This window comes from Alteromonas sp. IB21, from assembly GCF_016405965.1.
Classification (GTDB): Bacteria; Pseudomonadota; Gammaproteobacteria; order Enterobacterales; family Alteromonadaceae; genus Alteromonas.
On sequence record NZ_JAEFCD010000001.1, the window covers coordinates 219,935 to 236,893 of the forward strand.

Genomic DNA, 16,959 nt, shown 5'->3' on the forward strand with positions numbered 1-16,959 from the left:
CAGTTTCTACTCTAAAGTAATACACTAAAGCTTACGCCAATAAAAAAGCCTCCAAAAGGAGGCTTTTATCGCTAATTCCGAGTATTAAATATTAATACCGCGGTTTTTCGCTTTTTCCTTGATGTAAGGTTCCCACGCAGCTGCGTTTCGGCGTAGTGAGCGGTCCTTCTTAGCTTCTTGTACGTGCTTGTAGGCAGACTTATAGTTACCTGCGTAGAAGTTCGCTTCCATTAATGTGAAGTGAATTTTCTCCGGGTTATCTGCGCCACGTTCTAAAGCATTTTCTAATGCTGTAATAGCACCCTTATAGTCTTCAGCTACAAGTAGAAGCGTACCTTGCTTACGATAGTGCTCAGGATCTGAACTCTTAGCTGCAGCTTGCGCATACAAGTTTGCTGCTGTTTTAAAGTTCTTAGCCGAGTGATATGCGTTAGCAATATTAGCTAGCATATCAGCATCGTTTTTAAGCAAACCATCCTTCATATGCTTCTCAAGCAATTTAGCTGCCTTGTAGGGCATACCGTTGCTTTGATACAGCTGGGCTAGCGTTTTGATTTCTGACTCTTTTTCTAGATAACCTTGCATATAAGCAAGCTCTAGTGTTGAAAGACCTTTATTATAGTCTTCAACCAAGATGTAGAAAAAGCCAAGACGCGACCACCAAGTCTTCTCCTGAGGGAAAGTTCTAACAAGATCTTCCGCAACAGCAACCGTCTCAGGGTACATCTTACGCTCGTAGTAAGAAGTCAGCTTCAATACATACGGGTTTTTGTTTGGCTCTTCATACAAAGCAATTGCTTTGTCTGCCGGCTCGACCATCTTTGCTAGTTGCTTAGATTCGTAATAAGCCTGAGCTAAACGCGTATAAACATCGGCGTCTTCTTTACACGTGAAGTCCATCCACTTGTTGTACCACTTAATCGCATCAGTATACTTTTCTTCCTGCATACTCAAATCACCTAAAAGCTTAAGTGTTTGAGAATGTTCTAGGTCGTTAAGTACCTTGGGCTCAACTGATTCAACTAAGTAGTTTAGTGCTTTACCACCTTGACCTTCTTGCGCAGCAAGTAGGTTACCAATAAAACGCTTAACGTAAGCTTTATCGAAATCGTCTGACGGGTCGGCTTCGTAAAGTACATTTAATGCTTCAGTGACTTGGTCTTCATTGTAGAATTCAAACGCCTTCTGAACCTTTTTACCGGTACGCTCACCAACAAGCGTCGTTTTTCCCTTCTCATATCCAGGACAAACAACAGGTGATGTCTGCGCAAGGGCAGCGGGTGCTGAAAGCACCGCACTTGCACCTAGCACTAAAGCAACGGCTGACATTTTGAATGTACGTTTCATCATGATCATTGCTCCAGTTTAAAGTCTAGCTGTACGAACATGCCTGGTTGTTTAACCGGCTTGCCATCAACGATCTTAGGCTTGTATTTCCACTTACGTAGAGCACGACGTGCTTCACGGTCGAAAATACGCTTAGGTTCAGCATCAATAACTTCGATATCATCTACACCACCAACTTCGTTGATAGTGAAAGACAGTCTTACCCAACCTTCACGACCATCACGGGCAGCATCAGGTGGATATTTCGGGTCGATACGAACGATAGGTGTTGCTTCACCATCACGTTGCATTGCACCAACACCACCAATGTTTACACCAACACCACCTGTGTCGATAGCAGGGATAGCTAAGCTAAAGCCATCTGCATCAGGTTCCGCTGTTTCCGGCTCGACTTGCTCCATTTTCGGAGGTTGTGGAGGCGGAGGCGGAGGTGGTGGTGGAACACGAGTACGCGTTTGCGTCTGGTCGTCTGGTTCCTGCATTACAATATCGATAACCGGTGCAGGCGGTACCTCGTCTGCTGGTCTAGATGAATTTTCAATCAACTTGGCCATTAGAACGAAAAGGGCAAATGCAACCGCAGCACCTAATACAATAGATACAAGTATACGTAACATCTTATCCCCTTGCCGCTACCGAGACTCGGTTAACGCCAGCGGCTTTAACCTGATCCATAATTTCAACTACTAAACCATGCTTCGCTTTAACATCAGCTTGAATGATTACGTAGTCAGTAGGCTGCTCGGTAAGCAGTCTTTCTATATTCGCTCTTACGCTGTCCGGCGCAACTTCACGCTTGTCTAGCCAAACATTTCCGTCTTCCGTTACGGCAATGAAAATGTTTGCATTTTTGTGAAGAATCGCCTGGCTCGCATCTGGCTTGTTGACTTCGATCCCTGCTTCTTTAACGAAAACAGTGGTAACGATAAAGAAGATCAGCATGATAAACACGATATCCAACATGGGCGTCATGTCGATCTGTGCATCTTCTTCCTCGGTTCTGACTTTTCGAGCCATAATCTCTCTCTCTAATGATGTGGCAGGCTATCAACTAGCCCTTCTCTTGCCAGCTTCACTTTCGCTTCAAGACGTGAACTGATGAACAGCCCAGATAGCGCCGCTACCATTCCCGCCATTGTCGGGATAGTTGCCATAGAGATACCAGCTGCCATTAGGCGTGCATTGCTGGTGCCTTGCGTTGCCATTGTCTCGAAAACACTGATCATACCGGTTACTGTTCCCAGTAGACCGATTAGCGGACACATTGCAATAATGGTTCTGATAATCAGCATTCTAGCGTTTAGATCGTCTGACGCTTGAGAAATCCACGCGTCACGGATTCTATGCGCATACCATGATGTGGTATCTGCTCGGGCATCCCAATTCGCGATGATGTTTTTCTTCACCTTTGGGAAGACCGAGGTTAAATACCAGTAACGCTCAATCATTAAAACCCACATGAGAAAGAGCGCGGCAGCAACGAAGTAAAGTACGTCACCGCCGGTAGCGATAAAGTCCCTGACCGATTCGAATAATCCAATCAGGTAATTCATATTACGCTTTCTCCGACTCTGTGTGAGCAGCTATGATACCAGCAGTTTGCTCATCAAGAATGTGGATGATTGACTTGCTACGAGAAGCTACGATGCTGTGAGTAAGAATTAGAGGCAGAGCCGCAATAATACCCTGAGCTGTAGTTACAAGAGCCATTGAGATACTTCCTGCCATCATACGAGGGTCACCTGTACCGAACAATGTGATGGTCTGGAACGTCTCGATCATACCTAGTACTGTACCTAGTAGACCTAGTAGTGGAGCAATCGCTGCGAAAATCTTGATAACGTTAATGCCGCTTTCAATTTTCGGAAGCTCGCGAAGGATCGCTTCATCAAGTTTAAGCTCAAGATTTTCTGCATCCGCAGTTTTATTCTCTTGATAAACTTTAAGGATTCGACCTAACGGGTTGCCTTCTGAAGGATTATTTACGTTCTTAAGCTGTGAACGCATTTTTCCACCAGTGATCGTCAATGTGATCATTTTGTACAGACCAATCAATAGACCAACAGCAAGCATAAGTGTAATTGTGTAACCTACTGGGCCACCAGCGTGGTAGCGCTCAGACATTGTCGCTTTCTGCTTCAATAGACCAAGAATACCGCCTTGAGATGGGTCAGCGTAGAAAGGCGTAAAACCTGAAGTCGCATCAATTAGATTTTCCGCAGACGCGACGAAGTGACCGTCTGGTTGACGACCTAGAGGCTGAACAACTTCAGACTCAGGATCATACGCTAGATAACCATTTTCACCGACAAGGTTAAATGTACCAACACGCAGTACTTCTTGCTGTGAAGAACCGCCGTCAAGATTTACAACTTCTGTAGTGAACTTAACTACTTCACCGCCTTCGGTCATTTCTTTTTGCAGCGCAAACCATAGGTCTTCTAGTTCTTTGATGTTTGGAAGACCTTTAGAATCTTCAGACATCTCTGCTAGGAACTGACCACGACCTGGGTATTGTGCACTTACGATTGAAGTAGAAATACGACCGTACGCCTCAGAAGAAGCTTGACGTACCACACCAAACATTTCACCAAGGGTACCAGTCGCCTGGTCTAGCTCAGCTGCTTTTTCATTAAGGGTAACTTCGTTGTCTGAGAATTGCTTCTGTAGACGGTCACCACGGTCTTGCTCGGCTTTAAGATTTGCTTGAGCTTTGCGAAGAAGCGCTTGCTTGTCAGCACGCGCTGATTGGAATTCAGCTTCGCGTTGCTTATCTAGTTTTGCTTCAGAAACACGGTTCTGCTGAACCTGATCTAGAAGGTCTTTCAGGCTCTTTGCTTCCTGAGCCTGCGCTCCGGTTGCCGCAACTGCAACTGTCACAGCGGCTAAAAGAGATTTGAATACTGGTTTCATTAACAATTACTCCGCTGCGCTAATTGGTAGTTTAACAAGAGCCGCAGGAATGGTTCCGTTCGCCATTTTCACTGCGTCAATAGTCGAAGAAAGGTACTCATCACCTAGCTTCTCCCAAGAGCGGCTTTCATTATTCCAAACCCACGCGTGCGTTTGATCAAGTGAAAGAGCTAGTAACGCTGTACGACCTAGGTTAAAGAAATCAACAGTGACTTCTGTACCTGCATCATCAATAGTACCTTGATAAGACTTAATCTTAGTACCGTATTCAACTTCAACTAGGTAGGCTTCTAACACCTGACGGAACTGCTCAGAAACAGTAACGTTAGAGTTAGCCATAAGGTCACGAAGACGTTCAACGCGCTGTAAACGCTCTTCCAAACGGATAGGACGGTCTAGTTTGATGAACTGCTCTAGGCTGTCAATCATGCGAAACATAAGAGGAACGATGCCCTGCTTAGTTTCTTCGATGCTGTCGATTTGACGCTGTAGAGAGTCGATTCCACGCTGCTGATCTGCAACTAGGCTAGCAATGTAATCATTGTAGATTTTAAGGTTTTCTGTCTCATCTACTGTTTGACGATACTCAACAAGTAGTTCTTGAGACTGTTCAAACAACGTGTTGATTTTTTCTTGAGATTTCGCTGCAGCCGCGTGGATTTTTGCTTCTTCTTTATGAAGATCTTCAAGCGTGTCTGCAGAGACTGCACTACCTGTTAGTGCGAATGCACCCATAACAGTAGAAGCAATAAGAGTTCTCTTGCTCATTTTGGACATAGTTCCCAACCAAATTTCTTATTTGAATCCTCGCCGATAAGGAAAATATTCGGGCAAGGGGCGTATAAAACTTTCACAATTTTGTTTCAGGGATGTAGCACTAACGTCAATAGTTAGTACTACGAACGTAGTATACTCACATGGAATGTTACGTTTAGTCAAGTAACTCGCTCTTTACACTTAACAGTTAGACTGCTATCTGCTGGTTTTACAATCATTTTTCAGCGAAGTAACAATTCAGAGGGATTATAAACATCCGTACATTACTTAATCGATTAATGTAAACTTTTAACTATTTCGCTGTCGCTCTCACAAAATACAGTTTGTTAAATTGCTTTAAACCAACCTGTTAGCGCATAACGCGGTTGCTGTGCGAAAGGGGTAACATAGCTTACGCTGTGGATGTGTTTTACATCAAAGAGACTTAATGTATTAAATTCTGGAGCCCAACTTTCGGTGGTCGTACCATCATCTTCGTAAAATTGTAACAACCCTCCCCAATCTGGATGCCATTGCGGTGCCAAATTAATTACATAAGCAAGACGGCGTTGCTCTCGCTCAACTACATCTTGATGTCGAGTAAGAAATTGGCCTGGTGTATAACGGGTTGCTTGGACACTTGCTGTACGAATATCATCAAAGCCACTAAGCTCACTCGCCCATTGAAGTACTGCTTCACTATTAATCCATTCGTAAAACTTACTCATTGAGGCAATACGTTCGGTTGACGTTACTAAATGTCGTCCGTACACAAACCCAATACCTTTAGCCGCATTAGACATTACTTCTGTATTTACTGCCTGCTTTGCCTGGTTATCCATTGCCTTCCAAGCGCTTTGAGAAATTGACTCATAACGACCATTACGTACCAACGCCATCTCAAAGGGTACGTCGTTCGTTAAGCTCAATAAAAGCTGTTCGGCATGCTCCTGGGTTAGGAAACTCTTTACTCGCACTTTTCTTTCGTTGTCGAAAGCGGCTTTTATGTCAGCTTGAGACAGCTGACTATTCATACCATCAATCATTGATTATCCTGTTTTATTTAATCTGTACGCATTTCTTGCGAAGCGTTTTTCTTGTAATAGCGTTGGATTGTACAACACAATTTGATATTAATGATGTCATAGTCTCATAGAAATAAAACCAAGAACAATACAATGGCAAAACCGACTTACAGTCATACCGTAGGTGACAAACCCATATGGGTTTTCGATAATTTATGTTCGAAAAATGAAGCAACTACTGTGTTTAAGAGTCTTGAAGCAAGCGCATTCCGTCTTAACGAAGTCGCACGGCAGATACAGCAGAATATAAACATTGGACCGTAGGATTAAGCGAAGCACAAATAGCAGGTTTGCCCGTTTACCAGCGTGCTATGGCACAAATTATTGAAACAAAAGGGAAAAAATATAGAGCTTATCGAGAATTTGTTAATTTGGCACAATATCAAAAGCTACAGTCATTCTCTGGCTTTCAGTCTCAATGGGGTTGGTCCCATGCCATAGGTATGAGGGAAAGAAAACAACGGTACCAGCCTCTGGTTTAATCGCATAATCTTCATCCATAGCGACGCCGTTTATATCAGGGCGACCAAAGCATAGCCATCCATTGCCCCCTTGATTAACTTCTTCAGGAACGTCGACATAAAGCACGCCACTCAACCAGCCTTCTGAATGATAATGAGATTTGTGAAATCCCGACTGACGAAGGCGTACAGACCAGCTTCCTATGAAATTAAGATTTTCACTTAACCTAGAAAGGAAGGGGTGTTTCTTCTCGGTTTTCAAACTGCCTATAAATTCCTGTGCCCTTTCTTCTAGAACGCGTCTTAACGTTTGCAATAATTGATGTTTGCTGTCCAACAAATTCTCGAACGTTTGCGAGCCGTTTCTTAAAGATTGCCCAATTGGGTGTCTTTCGTTGTTATGTAACGTTGAAAGGTAGTCCTTCAGGTCCTGTACAAAGTTATTATTTACTGCGCTGTCTGCTAGAAGCTTGGTAGCGTGGACAAAGCGCTGATAATCACACAGGCTTTGGTATTTGGTGCTATTGCCGTTCGCCTTGTACGCTGTAGAAAGGAGTGTCCAGTAGCCCTGATTGAGTGGGGCCATACGACAAACCTTTTCAAATACTACAATTGCTTCTTTGTATTTTCTTAAGCTTAATAGCGCATACCCTTTTTCAACGAGAAGTGCGACGGTATCTCTTTTTGCCGCTTTCAATTTGCTTTCGCTTAAATTTAGGGCTGCCTCAAATTCGCCTAAGTCTCTAAGGGCACTACTTAAATGAGCGGTTGCCGCAATGCTAATACTCTTGTCTGTGTGGTCTATTAACTTTTCAAGCCAATAACGCGCTTTTGATGGCTCGCCAATGCGTAACATCAATTCACAATATACGAGTACAAGTTCTGCATTATCGACCGACAATTGTTCTTCGAAAAAAGCAAAAGGCGAAGAAACGTTCTTTATCCAGGCAAAATGAGCATATTGTTTGTTCAATTCGCTGTCGGTGGGAAAACGCGACAGCCCTTTTTGGTACACCGCTAATGATGAATCAGTATCACCATTGAGCCCCATAACCGCAGCTAAGTTCTGATAAATGAGTGGTGTATCGGCATTGGCCTGAACAGCATGTGTTAGCGCTAGCTCGTAATGGCTAATTGCTTCCACGAGTTTTCCCTGCCCTCGCTTCAGGTTGCCTAAATTATTCAGGGCTGTGACATTACGGTTATCGATATTGAGAACTGAAATTAAATAGGCTTCGGCATTGTCTATGTTGCCTAGTTCAACCTGAATAGCAGCTAGTAGGATACGTAATGAAATATGGTTCAAACGGACCTCTAATAGTTGCTGTCCTAGTTGCAAGGCCTCACGGTATTTCTTTTCAGCATAAAGGGATCTTGCAAGATTGTATCTATAATCGAAAGACGACGCATTTATGCTGCTCGCCTTTCTAAAAAGCTGTGAGGCTTTTACTGCATTGCCGCTGTCTAAGAGAAAGTTACCAAAGCTATTCATTAGGTCAGTAGATGAAGGATACTTTTTTAACCCTTTCTCAAAAACTTTCGCTGCTTTCTCATGCTCTGCCAGTTTGCGCAGCGAGCCACCGTATAATTGAACGACGACAGGATCCACATTAACAAGCGCTGGCGATGCTTCTACGGCCTTAACAATGTTTGCAAATTCCCCTTGCCTAAATGCATTAATAAGCTGGGGAATCATAATATTAGGTTGGCCTTGCATGATGTTAGTAAAACCTCTTATCCAATACTGCAAGCGCACCAAAATGTGCGGACCAATTTGCATATTCGCGCATCAGCGTTTGTATGTCTTGCTTTTCTACTTTGGTCAAGTGGGGGTTCCAAATATCGATGATCAATACCGCTCGTGCTTCGTCAGCTGGATTCTCCGCACTATGTACAAAGCTATCGTCAAACAGTAAAGCTTCTGTTCCTGCCCCCCACATTCTTTTCTCGCCAGCGACGTCTAAATAAGCATTGTCGTTAACAACAAGCGGGATATGGAGTGTCCACTTTATATTCGAGATACCGTAATGGGGAGGAATATAGGCTTTTGGCTTTAAAACCGAAATCACGACTTCAGGTGCGTGCGTTGGGCAATGTGCTAACAAAGGCGAATTAAACAAAGACACAACGTCGTGCGGGAGACGTTTGGCATGTTCTGTAAAGTGACCTCCTTTCATCAAATGCATGGAAGACCAATTTTCACTCAGTCTTTTCCATTCATCGGAAGTAGGAACCTCTCCTATCTCATGAACATAGTTGTCGTTTGCATGTTTTACACAAGAGAGAAAGGCTTCTTTAGATGAAGATAGCTTATTAACTAAATCTTGAAGCCCATCCACTTCGCTAATTTCAGAAAATGGCGATGAGGGTAAATCAGGTATAAAGAGAAAGCTTGGCTTTTGTGCTTTGTGTTGATAAACCTTTCTTTCAACGCCACACAACATATTCACCGCATGCTTAATCCTTGACGTGCTCCCTATGTGATGGCAAGCACTGTATAACGCTCTGCGAGACAAGTTGGCAGCATTATGGATATGAGTGGCCCTAGACTTCGTGAGAAGCTCTTTATTTTTGGGAGCTAAAAATTCGGGGTATTGTTTGAAAACAGACGCATAGGCCGAAAGCGCTGAATCATAATCAGCTTTATCAACCATTGTTGCAATGCTTTCAATTAATTGAGTGATGTGATTATTGTTGTTATTCATATAAAAATGGGAAGTGTTTTGCTTCCCATACTAACCTTACAAAGTCTTGAATTACTGGTCGCCACCGCCAGTTTCATTTCGACCCTGCATACGAGTCCAAGCTTCTCTACCCGCTTCACGCATTTGCTCGCGCTCTTCAACTGAGTAACAAACACGTTGCATTCGGTTTGAGCCAATTTTTTTCTCTAACTTACATACCATGCCATCGTCTTCAGCATTGGTATCAGCTTTTGCATACTGAGAACTTTGATTGCTGGTTGAACCACATGCACCTAGTGTTAAAGCAAGGCTTGATGCAATAATTATTTTTGTTACTTTTTTCATCCGTGTTATCCCTTAGTATGAGTACCGTAAACTACGTTACCATAAATGGTTGTACATTCTCTAATCCATTTTGTAACTAACCATTTATTTTCTGAAATAGATGGCGCACCAGCATGATAGCTGTTTAACAATATCTCACCATGCTCGTCCGTGTTAGAAAAAACAACCATATTTCCGATTGTTGGCGCTATGCTAATATCAAACTTTGGAAAAAGGGTTTCACCACCCTCTTTGACCGTATTCAAGTAAATAAGCGCAGTCTTAATGCGCTGCTTGCCATCTTTAAACATTAGCGCATCGTTTTTTTCGTTTAATCCGTCATAGTGAGACTTGTACTGCTGACCCGGTTCATACCTCAACAAATTCAATGCTTCACCATTACATCTTGGTGTGTTCGTTATCTGTGATATTGCTTTGTCTATCTTGCGGGTAATCCAGTCGCAATGGTTAGGCGCTATTATCGCTACATAACTTGTTCTGACACTATCAATCCTACCCTCTCCCGTAACGGGATCTACAATCATTGAGGGTTGCAGCAGAGGGCTAAATTTCGTAATCAAATAGTGACATTCGTATTCAGATAGCATGCCTTCGTACATTTCAATAGGTAAGGATTTATCTAACACTTTTGAAGGCTTATTTTCTCTATCAAGCGATTCGGACAATTCCTCAATGACTTGCTGGTCAATGTCTTTGTCAATTTCACCTTGCGTTGGTAAAGCCAGATTAAGCTGTTGACTGATATTCGGTGCTAGGTGACACACCTTGCCTGCAATGTAAGAAAATGTAGCGCTTTTTATCGATAGGTAAGATAGCGCAACTAAGTAAGCCTCAATAACACCTTTGTTGCCAAGTGTAAGTAGCGTCTTAGCAACTACACTAGTACTCGTTGTCACTTCACCAAAATAACCAATTTGCAATTTATGAAACTTAACGACGGGGTTGTCTGCACACGCTACACCATTTAAGAACTCTACCGATTCAGCTGGGTTCTCCCCTGACTTAAAATAGGCATAGTCTAGTGCCGCATTAAGATCTCCCAAGCTACCTGCTTGCTTTAGCCATCTCATCGCCTCATCGGTATTCCCCGACGAGTGGGCTTCGTTAGCATTCTTGATGCACTGTTCTATATTCATTTCCTGTTGTCCACACAACAAAAAAGCCTCCGAAGAGGCTTTTAATTAGTTCATTCTACACTTCTATTAGAAGGTCACGTTTACGCGTGAGTAGAAGAATTGTCCAGGGATTTCATACATAGACGGGTCGAAGCTGTTAGCAAACGTCGAGTAAGAAACTTCTGGGTCGGTGTCGAACAAGTTGTTCACACCTACAGTAATGCGAAGGTTATCATTAACTGCATAGCCTAGCGATACATCGTGATAAGCCATTGCTTCTAGCTCGTTGAAGCTATCGCCTTCTTCTGCAGTTGGATCAACCGGATCACTACATAGCTGCTGATCAAGTGCACCGCCGTCGATTTGACATAGCTCAGTCGTGTTACCGATGTAACGCACTAACCAGTTAGCTGTCCAATCGTCGTAGTTCCAAGTAAGTGCTAAGTTAGTACGTAGACGTGGAACAACGTCACGGTCACCCGCTTGACCTGCATCGTTAAAGGTCTCTGAAGTACCGCTTACTGGGTCAACAACAATCAGTGAACGCTCATCGATGTATGTACCATCCCAGTTTATACGGAAATCACCGTATTCAGTCTCGAAGTTGTACGCTACGTTGTAATCGAAACCAGAAGTCGTTTGACCACCTAGGTTGATTTGACCGTTAAATAGGTCAACAACGTTACCGCCAGCACCACGAGTGATTAGTGAACAGAGTGTTTCACCTGTCTCAGCACACGCGTTAAGGATAGTTTGCGCACCTACTGAAGATACAGCTTGGTCAACTTCAATATCGAACACGTCAAACGTGATTGATAAACCTTCAATTTGCGCAGGTGAGTAAACGAAACCATAAGTAAAGCTTTCAGCTTCTTCAGCCTGTAAGTTCGCGTTACCACCAACGGTGATACGAATCTGTGAGTTAGGCTGAACATAACTTGCTGGAATACCCGCACAACCAGGAAGGTTAGGGTTACCCGCTGCACCGCCGTTACATGGATCCGTTAGTGGTGGGAATGCATCGCTGTTACCGCTAAACAACTCGTCGATAGAAGGTGCACGGAACGCTTCAGACCATGTACCACGTACAAGTAGGTCTTCGTTAATACGCCACTTAAGGCCAACTTTAGAGTTAGTTGTATCACCGAAGTTGCTGTAATCCGAGTAACGAGTAGCAAGTTCTAGGTCTAGTTGCTCTACACCAGGCATATCTGAAAGTAGAGGTACTGCAAGCTCTAGGTAAGCTTCTTCAACACTGAACGCACCTGAGGTAGGCAAACGCGCGTTACCAGAAGTGATACCCGCAGCAATGATTGCATCAGGCTGGTCGTAACCTGACTGCCAGCGCTTCTCGTAACCCGCAGCAAATGCTAGGTAGCCCGCTGGTAGTTCAAATACTTCACCAGAGATGTTTGCAGAGTAGCTCTCAAGAGCTGAGTTAAGCTCGTCTTGTGCAGTAAAGGTAATGTAATCAAGCATTTCTTGCGTGATTGTGCCTTCACCGATAACTTCAGGTGCACCACCAAATAAGTTCAGAGGAACGCAGTCGCCAGTACAATTAGCAGGGTCACCAAGCGCGCTTCTTACGCGGTCCATGTTAAGTAGGCCGTCGGTAGATGTGTTCTGAGTGATATCTGCATAAGTATAGTTTACATCCCAGAAGAACTCTCTGTCAGCAAACTCAAATACACCTTCAAAACCACCGTTGAACTGGAACTGGTCAACGTTCTGCTTGAAGCTACGGAAACCCGCTTCCATCATACGACGACCAAATAAGAACATTTCACGAGATGTAGGATCTGACGCGAGGATCGTTGGGTCCGTCGTTACGGTGACGCCGTATGGATTGAACGGGTGATTAGCGGCCAATGTAGCATCTTCAGCAAACGCGGTACCTAAAAATAATGGCGTAGGCGCAAGAGCCTGCTCTGACTTACGGTTACCGTAGAAGCCCGTTACGTTAACAGATACGTTGTCTGTAAGCTCATAACGTGCCTGAGTGTAGATATTTGTACGTTCTTGCGGCGTAGATAGATAGTTAAACGGTGCAAAGTTGAAGCGACTATCTGGTTCAACCCATGGCTCTAGGCCACCGTTACCGTCACCTTGCTGACTGAAACCATTACCGGCCTGGTCAAACGTAAAGAAACGGCCTTGAGGAGGAGCCGATGAACCACCAAAACCTGCAGGCGTACCGAAAACAGGTACTGCAGAAATCTCACGGTCGCCCGCTAATGTAGGCTCTTCTTCAACGTAAGAGATGTTGAAGTATACGTTACCTTTGTCGTTCGCTGTACCGAAACCAATGTCCCACTGCTCTTTATTACCGTCGCCTTCATCCCACTGACCAATGTAGCCAGATGCTTGAACGCCTTCGAAATCTTGACGAGTAATAATGTTTACAACACCCGCAATCGCATCAGAACCGTATACCGCTGAAGCACCGTCTTTCAGTACTTCGATACGCTCGATGATTGCAGCTGGAATGTTGTTAAGGTCAACAGAACCGCCAATACCTGGGGCCCAACGCTTGCCGTTAACAAGAACTAGTGTACGGTTTGAACCAATACCACGGATGTTAATAGTAGTTGTACCATTACCGCCGTTGTTATTATTGGTGTTGATAGCAGAACCTGCAGAAGGAATTGCTTGAAGAACGTCACCGATTGATGTAACACCGAACTTTTCGATATCAACACGTGACATCACTGTAACTGGGTTGGCACCTTCGATATCGGTACGACGGATACGAGAACCCGTTACTTCGATTTTTTCTACTGCGTCCGCTGCTTCTTCGGTTTCCTGTGCGTTAACTGCACCAGTGAAGCCGATAGTTGATGCAGCACCGAATGCGCAAGCTAACTTCACTGACTTAGCCAGCTTAGAGTTTGTAAACATGTATTGTCTCCCTGGACCACTAAAACTCTTAGTGTGTGTTTCTTAAATCGTTTATATAACGAATTATTATTAGTAAGGTCAAAGCCTCAATTTGATAATAACCACATCCTAAGCACAGGGTCAACTGGGATCAGACGGGTGTTCCCTAAAAGTTCAATTTTTTTTTGTCTTTCAGCCTTCTTTTGTAAATATTAACTTACATTTAACACTTTAAGCACAAAAGCCGACCTTGCCAGTTCACTTTTTGTGCTGCTTATTAAAAAGGGCGAGGTTTACCACTTAAGTATACTCTCGCCCTATTCTAAGTTTTTGTTCTACCTGCGCTTTAGAACGAGTAATTCACACTGAATCGTACGTATCTCGGTGTTTGCCACGCGGTTGGTAGACCGTAATTAGGGTTTACATCAGGATTTGTTGGATCCGCTGAACCCTCATCATCATATATTTCATTAACTTCTGTAACGCGGTCATTGTTAAGAAGGTTGAAAATATCCGCTCTCACAACCAGCTTCTGCTCTTCACCTATATCGATATTGTAGGAAGCAGAAACGTCGATAGAGTAATAGCTGCTAGTACGGCCACGAGAACCACGCGGCGCAGGCTCACCACCGGCGAAGAATGACTCTGAATCATAAGCTTGAGCAAAAATATCTGTCGGGTGATAACCGAAAGCGTTGATTGGACGACCCGTCCAGAACTGGAGATTGGCACCAAGGGTCAAGTCTTCCGTAACTGCGTAAGCACCGTAAAGTTTAACCTGATGACGTCTGTCATTTGGCAAGTCACCGTAAGCGTTATCAAGTAGACCAGGTTGGTCGAATAACGTTGTTAAACCTGCGTCATCCTGACCGTTGTCTGAGCGAACATAACCTTCGTTGTTACCCCAGCTGTGTGACCAGGTGTACGCAGCGTTAAGCATCCACACACCGTCCCATGCTCTCTGCCACATAAAATCAACAGCTGCATACTTACGAATTGAATCTGGGTAGCCTAAATCTTCAGCCGATAAGTCCATGTAAACCAACTCGCCTTCTGCTCCCGGCAATTCAGTAGTACCAATGCGCATATCAGAATTAGGGTTTGTTAGCACATACTGGTGGAATCCATCCCAAATATCAGATACGTCACCGTAGCCGTTTGCTGCCGCCCATTCGATAACAGCTGCATCAATCGCCATATCTTCGATAGTCGTTGAAAGCTCGCGATACGTACCTTGAATTGACATGCTCCATTCGTCGTTCAACTGGAATTGGTAGCCCGCAATAAATTCATCTGAGTACATTGAATCTAAGTTTTGATCGACGATTTCATCTGGCGATTTTGCAGTACCGTCGGCAAATACATCATCAGGTTGTGTTTTAGCACCAGTCAGATTAGGAATACCCAACGCTTCATCCGCGAAACCTTCAAATTCGTAGTACTCTTGGGTATAGGTTTCGGCACCTGCAAGACGAATGTTGGTATTTGCTGCGATAGGTAGGTAGTATCTGCCGTAGCTTGCCCATGCTTTGGTCTCGCCGTCACCAAATACATCCCATACTGCACCTAGACGAAGTGCCCACTGGTTATCAAGTTTGGCGAAAGACTCACCGTCAGCATTAAAATTTTCAAACGTATCGTTGCGAAGACCTGCGTTAATAACCAAGTTGTCAGTAACTTGCCACTGATCTTGGACATAAAAGGCGAAGTTTTCAGAATCGAACTGGCCACCAACGTTATAGTCGCGGTATCGAACTTGGTAAATTTCTTCGTTAGCTAGATCGCTGTCATCAACATAGTATAAATAATAGGCGTTACCAGAGTTAATAGTATTGCTGTTGGAAGTAAGCTTTTCGTAATCTACTCCGAATCTTAATGAGTGATCGCCTGCATACCAATCTGCATCCAATCGAATAACTTCGCGTTCATCATCGCCCTGCTCTGCGGTGAAGTTAGCCCATGTACTTGTAGGAACGAACGCCGCTGTGCTGTCATAACGATAGTAAACAACTGGGTTGCCGTCTAACTCGCTTCGCACTGTTCTGTCTTGCTTGTTGATGCCATATTGCGCAGAAATCGAGAAGTCATCATTAATGATACTCGTCCATTTTGCCGTATAGTTTAAACCACCTTCATCTTCGTAGCCCACACGAGCATTAGTGAAATCACCGCGGTCGATAGAATCATACGTCGTGATTTCTGTTGAGCGTTCATCAGAAAAAGCGGTGATTTCAAGAATATTGTTTTCTGTAACATACCAATCAAGTTTTGCTACCCAAAATGCATCATCATCTTTTTCAAAAAAGCCGTTTTGTTTTACACCGTCACTCGTGTTTGTTTGATCACCTACGTAGTTATTTTCAGAAGAGCGAGGGTTAAATAGCGCATAAAAGAACAACTTATCTTCTATTAATGCACCGCTTGCCCAAACGTTAACATCCCACTCGTCTATCTCGTCTCGCGTATTATCGATGCGATACAAACCGTTTTTATTGTTACGAGACGAATCACGCTGCTCTCGAAGTGCATCCGGCTCCCAATAAAAATTAGCGCCAGCTTTAAATTCGTTAGTTCCACTTTTGGTTTTTGCGTTTATAACACCCCCGGTTACACGGCCAAATTCTGCTGAGTATCCACCTGTTTTTACTTCAAACGTTTCATACATATCAAACGGTGGCTCACTTGAGCCCACGCCAGTACGGAAGTTAGTGATGTTCAACCCATTAATGTAGTAACCATTCTCCCCAACCGATGCACCACCAATTGATGGCAAATCACCAAAGGCTGAGTCACCTTGCGTTGTACCTGGCGCTAATAGCGCAACAGAAGTCAGGTTACGAGGCACCGGTACTCTATCCAAAGTGACGCTGTCTACCACAATACCTGTGCTTGAACTTGTTACATCAACCATGGCAATAGTGGTACCAGTAACTTCAATGCGTTCTACATCATCACTAGCAAGACGCATATCAAGGTTTGTCTTACCGCTAATACCTACTTTTACAGAGTCTTGAATGGTGGTACGAAACCCATTCTTTTCTGCCGTAACTTTGTAATTACCCGCTGGAAGTAATGGAAAACGGAAATCACCTGATTCATCACTTTGAACAGAGCGAGTAAGCCCAGTTTCTAAGTTTTCGATGGTAATAGTGACGTTTGAAAGACCGCTACCATTTACTTGAACAGAGGTTCCTTGAATTGAACCATTGGTGTTATTTGCTAAGGCTGGCGCTGTGGCACCAATCGACAGTGCAACTGCCAATGCAACTGCACTTCTTTTGATTTGATACATGTACGTATTCCCTGGTTAGTCATAGCTTAGTGTTGAGCTTTTATGAAAAATCAATTAAGCGGACCTAAACTTTTGTATTTATTA

Annotated in this window: 13 protein-coding genes; all 13 read right to left on the bottom strand. The window is 43.8% G+C overall.

Annotated features, from left to right (window positions below; genetic code table 11):
- Positions 1 to 84 precede the first annotated feature (84 nt).
- The 13 genes from JC525_RS00930 to JC525_RS00990 all read right to left on the bottom strand — a co-directional run bounded on the left by JC525_RS00930 (position 85) and on the right by JC525_RS00990 (position 16,875).
- A complete protein-coding gene (locus JC525_RS00930; protein WP_198813386.1) occupies positions 85 to 1,350 on the bottom strand; it encodes a tetratricopeptide repeat protein in 1,266 nt (421 codons plus the stop codon).
- A gap of 2 nt (positions 1,351 to 1,352) precedes the next feature.
- A complete protein-coding gene (locus JC525_RS00935) occupies positions 1,353 to 1,964 on the bottom strand; it encodes an energy transducer TonB (RefSeq protein WP_120960332.1) in 612 nt (203 codons plus the stop codon).
- A gap of 1 nt (position 1,965) precedes the next feature.
- Positions 1,966 to 2,364 carry an ExbD/TolR family protein gene (locus tag JC525_RS00940; RefSeq protein WP_012517737.1) on the bottom strand — a complete coding sequence of 133 codons (399 nt, stop codon included), beginning with the start codon at positions 2,362 to 2,364 and terminating at the stop codon, positions 1,966 to 1,968.
- Positions 2,365 to 2,375: 11 nt separating this feature from the next.
- The gene (locus tag JC525_RS00945) at positions 2,376 to 2,900 is read right to left on the bottom strand and encodes a MotA/TolQ/ExbB proton channel family protein (RefSeq protein ID WP_012517736.1); all 525 of its coding nucleotides are present in this window, start codon (positions 2,898 to 2,900) and stop codon (positions 2,376 to 2,378) included.
- A 1-nt stretch (position 2,901) separates the two neighbouring features.
- The gene (locus JC525_RS00950; protein WP_198813389.1) at positions 2,902 to 4,260 is read right to left on the bottom strand and encodes a MotA/TolQ/ExbB proton channel family protein; all 1,359 of its coding nucleotides are present in this window, start codon (positions 4,258 to 4,260) and stop codon (positions 2,902 to 2,904) included.
- A gap of 6 nt (positions 4,261 to 4,266) precedes the next feature.
- Complete coding sequence (locus JC525_RS00955) at positions 4,267 to 5,028, bottom strand: DUF3450 domain-containing protein (RefSeq protein WP_198813392.1); 762 nt, start codon at positions 5,026 to 5,028, stop codon at positions 4,267 to 4,269.
- A gap of 335 nt (positions 5,029 to 5,363) precedes the next feature.
- Positions 5,364 to 6,062: a 2OG-Fe(II) oxygenase gene (locus JC525_RS00960; protein ID WP_198813395.1), complete on the bottom strand. Its 699-nt coding sequence runs from the start codon at positions 6,060 to 6,062 to the stop codon at positions 5,364 to 5,366.
- 405 nt (positions 6,063 to 6,467) lie between these two features.
- Positions 6,468 to 8,342: a putative 2OG-Fe(II) oxygenase gene (locus JC525_RS00965; protein ID WP_233094801.1), complete on the bottom strand. Its 1,875-nt coding sequence runs from the start codon at positions 8,340 to 8,342 to the stop codon at positions 6,468 to 6,470.
- Positions 8,284 to 9,216, bottom strand: coding sequence for an aspartyl/asparaginyl beta-hydroxylase domain-containing protein (locus JC525_RS00970; protein WP_233094803.1), 933 nt, complete (start codon positions 9,214 to 9,216; stop codon positions 8,284 to 8,286). Before JC525_RS00970 ends, JC525_RS00965 begins: the two co-directional genes overlap by 59 nt.
- A 102-nt stretch (positions 9,217 to 9,318) precedes the next feature.
- Positions 9,319 to 9,591, bottom strand: coding sequence for a hypothetical protein (locus JC525_RS00975; protein WP_198813401.1), 273 nt, complete (start codon positions 9,589 to 9,591; stop codon positions 9,319 to 9,321).
- Between the two features lie 5 nt (positions 9,592 to 9,596).
- The gene (locus JC525_RS00980; protein WP_198813404.1) at positions 9,597 to 10,727 is read right to left on the bottom strand and encodes a prolyl hydroxylase family protein; all 1,131 of its coding nucleotides are present in this window, start codon (positions 10,725 to 10,727) and stop codon (positions 9,597 to 9,599) included.
- 66 nt (positions 10,728 to 10,793) lie between these two features.
- On the bottom strand, positions 10,794 to 13,604 hold the full coding sequence (locus tag JC525_RS00985; protein ID WP_198813407.1) for a TonB-dependent receptor: 2,811 nt from the start codon (positions 13,602 to 13,604) through the stop codon (positions 10,794 to 10,796).
- 325 nt (positions 13,605 to 13,929) lie between these two features.
- Positions 13,930 to 16,875 (bottom strand): TonB-dependent receptor, encoded by a 2,946-nt coding sequence (locus JC525_RS00990; RefSeq protein WP_198813409.1) that lies wholly within the window; start codon positions 16,873 to 16,875, stop codon positions 13,930 to 13,932.
- Positions 16,876 to 16,959 lie beyond the last annotated feature (84 nt).